General features: G+C 68.0%; 11 protein-coding genes. 2 read left to right on the forward strand and 9 right to left on the reverse strand.

What is annotated here, in order from left to right; genetic code table 11:
- Together D1643_RS07740 and D1643_RS07745 are read right to left on the reverse strand one after the other, a co-directional pair.
- Positions 1-1,342, reverse strand: a 1,342-nt coding sequence (locus D1643_RS07740; protein WP_255478067.1) for a thiamine pyrophosphate-binding protein, incomplete at its 3' end; no start/stop codon positions are given.
- A gap of 650 nt (positions 1,343-1,992) precedes the next feature.
- Positions 1,993-3,243 carry an isochorismate synthase MenF gene (locus D1643_RS07745; protein ID WP_160710077.1) on the reverse strand — a complete coding sequence of 417 codons (1,251 nt, stop codon included), beginning with the start codon at positions 3,241-3,243 and terminating at the stop codon, positions 1,993-1,995.
- Between the two features lie 144 nt (positions 3,244-3,387).
- Between D1643_RS07745 and mscL the strand changes: the two genes are divergently transcribed.
- Positions 3,388-3,855, forward strand: coding sequence for a large conductance mechanosensitive channel protein MscL (gene mscL, locus D1643_RS07750; protein WP_160710078.1), 468 nt, complete (start codon positions 3,388-3,390; stop codon positions 3,853-3,855).
- Positions 3,856-4,450: 595 nt separating this feature from the next.
- Here the strand turns inward: mscL and nrdD are convergent.
- Positions 4,451-4,765 carry an anaerobic ribonucleoside-triphosphate reductase gene (gene nrdD, locus D1643_RS07755; RefSeq protein WP_201751028.1) on the reverse strand — a complete coding sequence of 105 codons (315 nt, stop codon included), beginning with the start codon at positions 4,763-4,765 and terminating at the stop codon, positions 4,451-4,453.
- Between the two features lie 584 nt (positions 4,766-5,349).
- Positions 5,350-5,625, reverse strand: a complete 276-nt coding sequence (locus D1643_RS07760; protein ID WP_160710079.1) for an ACT domain-containing protein — start codon at positions 5,623-5,625, stop codon at positions 5,350-5,352.
- 285 nt (positions 5,626-5,910) lie between these two features.
- Between D1643_RS07760 and D1643_RS07765 the strand changes: the two genes are divergently transcribed.
- Complete coding sequence (locus D1643_RS07765) at positions 5,911-6,768, forward strand: deoxyribonuclease IV (RefSeq protein ID WP_160710080.1); 858 nt, start codon at positions 5,911-5,913, stop codon at positions 6,766-6,768.
- A 36-nt stretch (positions 6,769-6,804) separates the two neighbouring features.
- Here the strand turns inward: D1643_RS07765 and folE are convergent, their stop codons facing one another.
- The 5 genes from folE to D1643_RS07790 all read right to left on the reverse strand — a co-directional run.
- Positions 6,805-7,374: a GTP cyclohydrolase I FolE gene (gene folE / locus D1643_RS07770; RefSeq protein WP_201751029.1), complete on the reverse strand. Its 570-nt coding sequence runs from the start codon at positions 7,372-7,374 to the stop codon at positions 6,805-6,807.
- A 6-nt stretch (positions 7,375-7,380) separates the two neighbouring features.
- Entirely contained in the window at positions 7,381-8,247 is an 867-nt protein-coding gene (locus tag D1643_RS07775; RefSeq protein WP_160710082.1) for an exodeoxyribonuclease III, read from the reverse strand.
- Between the two features lie 300 nt (positions 8,248-8,547).
- A complete protein-coding gene (gene rlmH / locus D1643_RS07780; protein WP_160710083.1) occupies positions 8,548-9,018 on the reverse strand; it encodes a 23S rRNA (pseudouridine(1915)-N(3))-methyltransferase RlmH in 471 nt (156 codons plus the stop codon).
- Positions 9,019-9,106: 88 nt separating this feature from the next.
- Positions 9,107-10,678, reverse strand: a complete 1,572-nt coding sequence (locus D1643_RS07785; protein WP_236643468.1) for an LCP family protein — start codon at positions 10,676-10,678, stop codon at positions 9,107-9,109.
- Between the two features lie 179 nt (positions 10,679-10,857).
- Positions 10,858-11,731: type 1 glutamine amidotransferase (locus D1643_RS07790; RefSeq protein WP_370520318.1), on the reverse strand; the 874-nt coding region annotated here is incomplete at its 5' end.

Below are 11,731 nucleotides of genomic sequence, written 5' to 3' on the forward strand. Positions count from 1 at the left end.
GGGCCGCAGCCGCAGGGGCGGGATCGACGGGGGCCCCGGGCGCAGCCGCAGTCGCAGTCGCGGGGGCCGCAGCCGCGCCGTCCTCCGACGCGGGCGCCCCCGCAGCCACAGGGGCGGGCAGGGCGCGCACGAGGTCGAGCGGCGTGCAGGGCACGTAGAGATCCGTCATCAGGTTGAAGTCGCGCGTCTCGCAGGCGTCCACCACCACCTGGAGGGGACGCGCGGCCGCCAGCCCGTTGAACGCGCGCTTCGAGAGCGGCCAGCGCCCGAAGCGGATGATGGCGCGCGGCAGCGGACAGTCGTCTCGCGCGAAGAGGTTGTCATAGCTATCGATGACGCAGGGCGCGTCCACCGCGCGCAGGCCGGAGAGCGGGTCGGCCAGAAGCGGCAGCTCCCAGCGCGCGGCCCACGCTGCCACCTCGCGCGCCTCGGCGAGCGTCTCGCAGGTGCCCTCGCCCGCCAGCACGGCCACGCCGCCCTGAGCGATGAGCGACTCCACCGCGCGCAGCGCCGTCGCGTCGGGCACCATCCGCGCGCCCGTCAGCGGCCCGACCGACGCGCCGAGCGCCTCATCCAGCGAGCTCGCGCCGTCGTCGAAGAGCCCCTCCACCGAGAAGTCCGGCTTGAGCGGCTCGTCCAGGGGGAAGTTGAGGTGCACCGGCGCGCATCCCTGCGCACTCCCCCGCGACGCCACGGGAAACGCCCCCGTCACGCCGCCAGCGGCGGACGACGCATCCGAGGCGCCCATCGCAGACGCAGCGGCCCCCACCGCGCAGCCAGCGGAGCCCCTCACAGCCGCAAGCGTCGCGTCCGCATCCGCCGCGCGGCCGCGGCCAAGGGCGGCGATGCACGCCTCGCGAGCCGCCTGCCGCGCGAAGGCCACCGCCTTGGGCGCGCCGTCGGGCTCCGGCATCTGACGGAACAGCCGCACGGTATCACCGAACAGCTTCACCTGGTCGGCGGTCTGCGGAGCACCCAGGCCCAGCAGCATCTCCGGCCGGTCGCTTGAGAGCACGAGCAACGGGATGCGCGAGGTCTGCGCCTCCATCACCGCCGGAAAGTAGTTCGCCGGCGCCGTGCCCGACGTGCACACGAGCGCCGCGGGCCGCCCCGTCGCCTTGGCCAGGCCGAGCGCCACGAACGATGCCCCGCGCTCGTCCACGTCCACGTGCACGCGCAGGTCGTCAGGACGGCGGCAGCTCAGCTCGAAGGCGGTCATGGCCAGGCCGGTAGAGCGCGACCCCGGGCTCACCACCACGTCATGCACGCCGCAGCGCACCAGCTCGTCGAAGAACGCCCCCAGGTAGCGCGCCGTCTTCTGCGCATGAGTCAGCTCCGCCATGATCCCATCCTTTCCAAACCATCTGCCACTCGCCAAGCCCGCGGCTTCCCGCACAGCCCGCGCATTCGCCATGCGCCCGCACCGTGCCCACGACGCAGGGCGCCGCCCGCCAAAGCGCCCTTCAGCGCATCGTATCGCCCGCGCGACCTATCTGCCGCCTCGCGAAGCGCTGCGAGACTCACCGCGCCGGAATGTTTCACGTGAAACATTACACGCCGTCGGGCGTAGCTCTCCCGGCCCCCACTTCGCCTCGAAGCACACGGTGTTTCACGTGAAACATTCCGGCGCAGTCCTCGCGCTCTACCCGCGCGCCGGCGCCATGCGCGCCCGCATCGCCCGCCGCAAGTCCCCGAGCGTCCTGAGCGCCTGCCCACGTCGCACGCCAGCCCGCACCACCTTCCGCGCCTCGCGCACCCGCAGGCTACCTCCTATTGTGGTTCGCAGCGCCGCGGATAGCCAGTCTTAGATTCTCCGACATCCTACGCCACGTGCCGCGGGCAGCGCCCGACCTCGTGTTTTCAACGCCCGCAACGCGACGGTCCCGCCCCTCCCGACCGCCGGCGCCTCGCCCCCAGCCGCAGCGGGGAGACCGCGCCAGCAGCCGCACGCGCACGGCTCCGCGACCTGATCCCGCGCGCGACCGCCCGAGCCTACTCCCCCTCAAAGGCGGAGAGCACGGTCTTGAGCTTGAGGTCTATCTCGTCGAACTCCGCGTCGGCGTCGCTTGCGCCCACGATGCCGCAGCCGGCGTACACCCAGCCGACCTCGCCGTCGAACACGCCGGTGCGCAGCGCCACGGAGAACTCGCCGTCGCCTTCCGCGTCCACGAACCCCGCCGTGCCCACGTAGAAACCGCGGTTGTAGGCCTCGATGGAGCGCAGGAGCATCATCGCCTCGCCAACAGGCAGGCCGGCCGTTGCCGGCGTGGGATGAAGGTCGCCCACCAGATCCCACAGGTTCACGCCCTCGAGCACATGGGCCACGGCCGGCGTGTGCAGGTGCTGCACATGCTCGAGGCTCATGATCTGCGGCTCGTCGGGCACGTCCACGTCATAGCACACGCGGTTGAACACCTCGCGCACGAACCGCACCACGTAGTCATGCTCAGCGCGGTTCTTGGGGTCGGCCATGAGCGCCGCCGCCAGCTCCGCGCGCTCGGCCTCGTCAGCGCCGGCCGGACACGTTCCCGCCAGGCACATGCTCTCAACCTGCTGGCCGCGCTTGCGCACGAGCAGCTCAGGCGTGCAGCCGCAGAAGAACACGTCGGCGTAGCGGTAGAGGATCACCGTCCCCCGCGCATCGCCGTCGATGAGGTTCACAAGCAGATCCTTCGACGAGAACGGATGCTCCGCCACCAGGCGCTTACGCCGCGAGAGCACCACCTTCTGCACGCGCCCGGCCTCAATGGCCGCCGACGCGCTCGCCATGGCACGACGCCACTCCTCGCGCGAGTCGTCCTCCAGTCGGTAGGGCACCGTCACGCGCGTGCGGGCCGGCGCATCGGCGCACAGCCGCAAGAACCGCTCCACCCGCCCGGGGTACACCGGACCCAGCGAGTTGACCTGCAGAAACCGGCCGCGCTCATTCTCCAGCAGCACAATTTCGGGCAGCATGAAGCGCAGCTGGGGAAACGAGCTGAACAGCTCGTCGGCCGGCGCCGGGTTCTCCGCGTCGAAGCGGTTGAACGAGAAGAACACCGCCGCCTCGCGCACGGGCCCCTCGTAGGCGCATTCCGCATCCTCAAGCGACGGCAGCGCCACGCAACGGCCCAGCCCCAGGCAGCGAACCGGCCGTTCCTTCGCGTAGTATGCGAACTGATCGGTGAACCCCTTCTGCATCAGGCAGAACGCGTCGACGATGTCCGCCTCCACGGGGACGGTGAACGAATATATCTTGGTCATGGCACCCTCGGGGAACTCGAAGTAATCGGATAATCATCAAATACGGCACTGCTCGTCGTGCATTCTAGCACGGCCCTATACTGCTTTTCGTACCAGCGGCCCCCGCGGCCCGCCGTCCCCGACCGAAGCACCCAAGGAGCGCCCATGAAGAACCTCATCAGCGAGTTCCGCGAGTTTATCAACCGCGGCAACGTGATGGACATGGCCGTCGGCGTCATCATCGGAGCCGCCTTCACCGCCATCGTCACATCGCTGACCAGCGACATCATCAATCCGTTCATCAAGCTCATCACCGGCGGTAACGGCACCGAGGTGGCCGGGCTCACCATCCCCGTCGCCGGCACCGAGAACGGCATCGACTTCGGCGCGTTCATCAGCGCCGTCATCAACTTCCTCATCGTGGCGTGGGTGGTGTTCCTCATCGTGAAGGCGTTCAACAAGATGAAGGACGCCGGCTCCCGCGTGTGCAAGAAGAACGGCGAGTGCGTGGAGGAAAAGGCCCCGGAGTGCCCCTACTGCCTGGAGGAGGTGCGCCCGGGCGCCACGCGCTGCCCCCACTGCGCCGCCGAGCTCCCCGCTCCCGCCGAGCCCACCTGCACCCCGGTCGCGTAGCCGCCCCGCCGGCGACCGCACGTTCGCCGGATACACGAGCGTGTGGCGGCTCGCCCATCGGCAGGCCTGCCGGCGAGCCGCCACACGCTCGTCGCGCCTGCTGATGGGCGCCCTGCTGCATGCTTGTCGGCAGGCAGCCCCCCGCCGCCGGTCTCGCATTCGCCACCGGAAGGCCACGCGCTCGTCTCCCCGCCTGCGCGCGATGGCAAGCCACGCGCTCACCTTCCCCGCGATTCCCTGCCCTACGCTCTCGCCCGGCAGCGGATCGCGCGCCCGCCGCCCCACCGCCCCGCCGGCGGTCGCGCATTCACCAGACCCGTCCGTTTCTGCACAGTTTCTTCGACTTTGTGACAGAAATCCCGGATCGGACGCGCAAAACCGCGCTCCTCGCGGTGGTTCGCCGCGCTACAAAGCACGCGACCTGGGGAAACGCCAAGTAGACGATCGCACGCGCCAGTGAGCCTGTCACAAAGTCGACGAAACTGTGCAGAAACGCGCCGCGACCCACCGTCGCCCCCTCCCGGCCACGCTCGCACAAAAAAACGGGGCCTTCTCGTCGAGAGAAAGCCCCGCTGCTTGTTTTGGCCAGCGTGGACTAGCAGCAGCCCACCTGGTGCTTCACACGGTCGTGCTCCTCGGCGCGCTTGGCGTCGTTGAAACGGTCGAGCGTGCCCACCAGATAGCCGGTGATGCGGCGGATGCGGTCGAACTTCTCGGGAGCCAGGCCGTAGTGGATGCCCACGTCCTCGCCGTCCACGTCCAGGACGAGCGACTCCAGCTTGCCATGGGGATACTTCTCGTAGGCGCGCTGGATGTAGGCCTGTACCTCAGGCTCGGTCATAGGCGCGTCGCTCTCATGAGCGTAGTTGACCTGCACCTTCACGCCGTCGACGGTCGTCATGTTGTCCATAGATGGCTCCTATCTCCCAGCGCGCCATCTGCGGATTCCCACAAATGACACCACATCTTGTTGAGGTTTGCACATACTAGCACAACATATGGGCAGCCTGTGGCACGTTTTCCAGAAGTTTCCAAACGGTCTCGCGGATGGGAGGAACCGCCCCGCGGCCTGCAGCCCCGCAGTCCCGCGACCCGGCGGCCTACGACCCTCAACCTGCAGCCCCGCGCCCCGGCGGCACGCGACCCAAAACTCGCCGGCACCCGGTTCCGCGACCCTTCACGCGGGATTCCGAAAATTTGGCCAAAAACAGCGCGATTTACGCCAATCCCGGCATTGCCAACGCAACCGCTCGCGCGTTTCCCCAGGTCGCAAATGTCCAAGGGATGAAAAACGGCGCTCCCCATGCGTAAAGCGCATAGCTTTTGGCCACCTTTCCGGAATCCCGCACCATTTTGGCGCCCCGAAGACCCCGGTCGCCCCTCCGCATCTCGCGCACACGACGCCCAAGGAGCCCGGCAACGGGAGTCCGCAAAACAGAAGCGCTCAGCCTTGGCCGGGCGCTTCGTCATCGCTACGTCGACAGCAGCGTCACGCTAAATCTTGTACATGAACTGAAAGACGTCCTCGCGCTGGATGATGATCTGGACACCGAGATCCTCGCCCACCTTCTCCAGCTTCTCCTGGACGGTGTTGAAGTCGCAGGCCTCGGGGGCCAGCGTGGTGAGCATGGTCATCGAGAAGATCTCGCCCTGGCCGAGGATGGTCTGGCTGATGTCGTCGATGTTGGCGCTGCACTCCGCCAAGGTGGTGGCGACGGCGGCCACGATGCCGCTGCGATCCTTGCCGAGTACCGAGATAACGCACTTCATGGGGCTCTCCTTGGGTCTCCGCGCCGCCGCGGGCCTTGCGCGCCGGGCGCCGTCGGGCATCGGTCGGTTACGAGGGTAATTCTAGCTCAACGGATCGGCCACAGATGGGCGCGTGCCCCGGATGGCGCTTTCCGGCGTGCCTAGGATGGTTTCGTCCGCAGGCCGGGCTCGCTGCCCCGGGCTCGGCCTCGCGGTGCAACCAAGGCGGACGCTCGCCGCCGCCCGCACCCTGCCTGCCGCCCGCGCGGCCCGCGCGACGCCCGCACCCAAATCGAAGGAGCCATCATGCTCACCATCGGCAGCCATCTCTCCACACGCTACGGGTACCTCCGCATGGCCGAGGAGTCCGTCTCTATCGGCGCCGCCACCTTCCAGTACTTCACCCGCAACCCCCGCGGCGGCGCCCGGCGCGCCCTCGACCGCAAGGACGTCGACGCGTTCAACGCCTACGCAGCCGATCACGGGCTGCACGACTTCATGGGATACGCGCCCTACGACCTGGCCCCCGGCGAAGCCGACCAGGCCAAGCAAGACTTCGCGCACCTGGTGATGACGGAGGATCTGGAGCGGCTGGAGCTCATGCCCGGCTCGCGCTACCTCGTGCGCCCCGGCTCCATCGGCAGCATTCCCGTAGAAGAGGGGCTGGCCAATGCCGCGGCCACGCTGCACCAGGTACTAGACGCGCACGGCGACGTGCCGCTGCTGCTGGCGAACATGCCCGCCGAGGGCTCGCAGATCGGAGCGACCTTCGAAGAGCTGGCCGCCATCCTCGACGGAATCGGCGCGGACGCGCCCGTCGGCGTGCTCCTGGACGCGTCGGCTGCCTTCGCCGCCGGGTACGACCTCAAGAACGACCTGGACGGCGTGCTTAACGCGTTCGACCAGGTCGTCGGCTTGAACCGCCTCAAGGCCGTTCACCTCAACGACATCCGCGAGGGCCGAGGCGCCCATGCCGACCGACACGCGCCCATCGGCGAGGGCCAAATCGGCTTCGAGGCGCTAGCAGCCCTGACCGTGCACCCCGCGCTCGATGGCGTGCCCTTCTACCTAGAGGAGCCCCAGGCCGACCTGGTCACCTATGAGCGCGACGTCGCCCGCTTCCGCGCCTACTACGAGGCCCACGCGTCCCAGCCCCACAGCTAACGCGGCCGCCGGAGCCGAGCGCGCGCCACGTCGGCGCTACCCCCGCAGGATGAGGGACATCGCCTCGGCGCGCGTGGCGGCGTTCTCGAACACGCCGCGCATGACGCTCGTGGTGGTCTTGGCGCCCGGCTTGCGCACCCCGCGCATAGACATGCACATGTGCTCGGCCTCGATCACCACGATGACGCCTTGCGGGTTCAGCTCGGCCACGAGCGTGTCGGCCACCTGGGTGGTCAGCCGCTCCTGCACCTGCGGGCGCTTGGCGTAAGCGTCCACCAGGCGCGCCAGCTTGGACAACCCGCACACGCGCCCGTCGGGCCCGGGGATGTAGGCCACGTGCGCCTTCCCGAAGAAGGGCACCAGGTGGTGCTCGCACAGGGAGTAGAAGGGGATGTCGCGCACGAGCACCATGCCGTCATGGTGCTCGTCGAAGGTGGTCTCGAAGTGGCGCGCCGGATCTTCGGTCAGGCCGGCGAAAATCTCCTCGTACATGCGCGCCACGCGAGCCGGAGTCTCCAGCAGCCCCTCGCGGTCAGGATCTTCTCCCACGCCCTCGAGTATGAGGCGCACGCCCTCTTCGATCTTCTGGGTATCCAACGTCAGCATTCCTTTCTAATCCAAGTCGAGCTCGAGGCCTACAGGGCAGTGGTCGCTGCCCATCACCTCGCTGTAGATGGAGGCGCCCGTCACCGCGCCACGCAGCGCATCGCTCACCAGGAAGTAGTCGATGCGCCACCCCGCGTTGTTCTGACGTGCCTTGAAGCGGTAGCTCCACCAAGAGTACGCGCCCGGCAGATCGGGGTGCAGCAGGCGGAACGTGTCGATGAACCCGGCTTCCACCAGCTCGGTGAACTTGCCGCGCTCCTCGTCCGAGAATCCGGCGTTGCCCCGGTTGGGGCCTGGGTTCTTCAGGTCTATCTCCTCGTGCGCCACGTTGAAGTCACCGCACATCACCACCGGCTTGGGGTCGGCTGCCTCGCCGGGCTGGGTGAGCGGCAGGTCCTCGGCGGCATGCCCCACGCCGAAGCCCTCGTCGCCGTCGCGCTCCACCGGCACGCCCGCCGGCAGCACCCCTTCCTCAAGCCCCTTGCAGAAATCGCGGAAAGCGTCATCCCACTGCATGCGGTGGTCGATGCGCGCCAGCTGATCCTGGGCGTTGGGCGTGTAGACGTCCACGAACCAGAACTGCTCGAACTCCACGGCCACGATGCGACCCTCGGCGTCCAGGTATTCGTCGCCCAGGCCGTGAAGCACCTGGCGCGGACGCGCCTTGCAGAACACGGCGGTACCGGAGTAGCCCTTCTTCTGCGCGTAGCTCCAAAACTGGCAGTAGCCCGGCAGCTCGAGATCGACCTGACCCGGCTGCAGCTTGGTCTCCTGCAGGGCGAACACGTCGGCGTCCAGCAGGTCAAAGGACTCCCTGAAGTCCTTCTTCAGCGCAGCCCGCAGGCCGTTGACGTTCCACGATATGAGGCGCATGGCAGCTCCTTTCTGCTTGCTCGCCCTAAGCGTACCAGAGGGCCGGCCGGCCTCTTGCAGCGGCCCCGAACTTCCCGAACGAGCGTCACGATGCAAATTCGAGCGGTTTTGCACTCCTTCGGAGGCCGTTTTCGCGCCAAAGCCGTTTGGCGGCAAGCGCTCACCTGGGGTTTTGCCCGCTTGCGGCGGTCATTCGATCCGATTTGCGTCCCTCCTCGGTGCAAAACCGTTCGAATTTGCAATCGCGGCTCGCCTTTTCGGGGACGACACCCTCCTCCATCGCCTCCACCGCTTGCGAACCTACTTATGGTAGGGCTCGCCGCGGGATATCTTGAAGGCGCGATAGACCTGCTCGAGCAGAACCACGCGCGCCAGGTTGTGAGGCAGCGTGACGGGCCCGAACGAGAGCGTCTCATCGGCCCGGTCGTAGACGGCACGGCTCACCCCGTCGCTGCCGCCGATAACGAAGGCGATGTCGCTGCGACCGGAGAGCGCCAGCTCGTCCAGGCGCCGGGAGAGCCCCTCGCTCGAACGCTGCTTTCCCTCGATAGCCATGAGCACCACATGCGCCGTCTCGGGCAGGGCGGCCAGGATGGCCTCGCCCTCCTTCGCGCGGGCCGCCGCCACGCCGCCAGCCCGACCGGGATCGACGTCGGCCACCTCCGTTACCGTCACGCGGGCGTAGGCCTTGAGGCGCTTGAGGTACTCGGCGCAGGCGTCGGCCCAGAAGCGCTCCTTCAGCTTGCCCACCGCCACGACAGTTATCCTCATCAGGGCTCCTTCCGCGAAGAGGGGGCGCCGTGGCGCCCCCTCCGTCTATCGTCTTAACGCGCACCCCGCCGGGAGGCGGGCGCCGGCCTTACTGCACCCAATCCTTCCCGATGACCACCAGGAAGTCGCTGCTGTAGATGTACTCGTTGTTGTTCTTGACGATGCGGCCCTTGCCCAGCAGGTCGACGATCTCCTGAGCGTCCTGCTTCTGATCGTCCTTGCCGTAGACGACGACCGTCTCGGCGTAGTCGCTGTGGTTGGCGTTGCCCGCCTCGGTCTTGTAGCCCAGCTCGGTGATAGCCTCGGCCGCCTCGGCGCCCACGCCGGCCACGCCGCATCCGTTGCGGACGGACACGGTGCCCGAGCGCTTTGCCCGCGAGCGAGCCGTGTTGCCCTCGTCGCTCGACATGGCCCCGCCGCCGGCGCTCGCGATGACGATGCCGGTGGCCTCGTCGACGACGTCCTCCTCGGTCGGGGGCAGGCCCTGGTTGATGCGGTCCATCATCTTCTTCCACTCGTCCTTGTTGAGGATCTCCCACCAGACCTCGTTGCTGTACTCCGAGGTGGTAGGCTCGACGGCGGTGTAGAAGTCGGTCTCCATGTTCATGCCGCGCAGGTTGGTGGCCAGGCTGATAATGTCCATGACGCCCATGTCGGTGGTCACGTACTTGGAGAGCGCCTCGATGGTGGCGGCCATGGTGGCCGGGTCGCTGCTGAGGATCTTCTTGCCGATGGCGCTGATGACCATGCGCTGGTTGGCGGCGCGATAGCCGTCGCCGTCGCCCAGAGCGTCGTAGGTGTGACGCGAGCGGCAGAGCGTGAGCGCGCCGTCGCCATCAAGCGTCTGCACGCCGGCCTCCAGGTAGCCTGCGCGCGGGTCGGCGATCTTCACCGGCACGTCCACCTCGATGCCGCCGAGCGCATCCACGACCTCCTTGAAGCCGTCGAAGTTGATCTCGGCGTAGTGGGTGATGGGGACGCCGGCCAGCTGCGACACCGTCTGCACCGTCATCGGCGCCCCGCCGATGGCGTGCGCGGCGTTGAGCTTCTGGACGCCGTGCTTGCCCATGTCGATCTTGGTGTCGCGCATGAGCGAGACGAGGGTGACCTTCTTCTGCTTGGGATCGACGCGCACGAGCATGAGGCTGTCGGTACGGTACTGGTCACCGGCGTATTCCGCCGACGCGTCACGCTCGGCCGAGCCGTCGGTGCCCATGAGCACCATGTAGAAGGGGTCGCCCGGCGGGGTGGTCTGCTCGAGGACCTTCATCATCTCCGGATCGACGTTGCGCTGCATGTTGGACTGGATGTTGTTGACGTAGGCGAAGGCCATGCCCACGCCGCCGAGCACGAGCACGCACACCACGATAAGCGAGATGAGCGCTATCTTCTTGCGCTTGCGCTTCTTTGCCTTTCCCACCTGGTAGGCCTCGCTGTGCGAGCCGCGCGAGTAGGGGTTGCTCGGGACAGCCGGATAGCCTGACGAGCCGGGGCGCCCCTGCGAGGGGCCGTAGCCCTGCTCCGTGCGCTGGCGCTCGTGGGCGCGTGCCGATTTCATGTGCGACCCCACGGGCGAGAAGCTGGAAGTTGAGTAGCGGGAACGCGCGTTGCCGGAGCGGCCTCCCGAGCCGTAGGAGTTTCGATTGTACGATTTAGCCATGGTGCGAGACTCCGTTTCTTGTATCCCGAGCGCTATGGCCTGCGGTTTTGGGGATTCTCATGAGCCTTTATTCTGCTATCTCGTTGATTCCTTGGCAACAAACCCCGCATCTGCCCCATGCAAAAGCCACAGGACATCGTCATCCCCTCCACAAGTTTTTCACGGTCCTTAACGAACCCTTACGCGCCCTCAACGCCCAGACGCGCGACCATCCAGCGGTTGGCGGCCAGCTCCACCGCGTCGTCGAGCGGTGCGAGCGCGAGGGGCTCGGTGCCAGCACGCCGGGCCTGCCGCTCCAGGGCGCGCGCGAGCAGCCAGTCCGCCACCTCGGGGTTCTTCGAAAGCAGGGGGCCGTGGGAGTAGGTGCCCACCACGTTGCGGTAGCGCACGCCATCGGCGCGATCTGCGTCATTGTTGCCGTGGCCTGCCTTGGACACCACGGCGCCGAGCGGCTCCACGCCCTCTCCCAAATACGTGCGGCCAGCGTGGTTCTCGTACCCCACCACCGGGTGCGACGCCAGGGGCGAGGACATCACCAGGTCGCCGGTCAGGCGGTCGGCCGAGGTGCCGGGGCGACGCGTCTCCAGGTCGACGATACCCAGGCCGGGCACGAGCTCGTCGCCCCAGAGCCACTGGCTGCCAAGAATCTGGTAGCCGCCGCAGATGGCCAGCAGCGGACCGTCGTCGGCCACGTAGGCCGCCAGGTCGTCGCGCATCTCCGCCAGCTTCTCGCTTGCCAGCCGCTGCTCGCGGTCGGGGCCGCCGCCCAAAAACACCAGGTCGACGCCGGTCAGATCGGCCACGTCGCCGTAGTGGACGCGCCGCACCTCCACGGGAATGCCGCGCCAGGCCAGGCGCTGCTCGAGGATGCGGACGTTGCCGCCGTCGCCGTAGAGGTTGAGCAGGTCGGGGAAGAGGTGCGCAATCACCACGGGGGCGGGGGCGGGGACGCCTGCGGGGGTCGCCGTGTCTTGCGGGGCGGCCGGGGCCGGCGCGGGCGCCGCGGCCTGCGCGCCCTCCGCGTTCGGCGCGGCCTCCGCACCCGCGGTCCTC

It is taken from the genome of Enterorhabdus sp. P55 (genome assembly GCF_009911695.1).
Classification (GTDB): domain Bacteria; phylum Actinomycetota; class Coriobacteriia; order Coriobacteriales; family Eggerthellaceae; genus Enterorhabdus.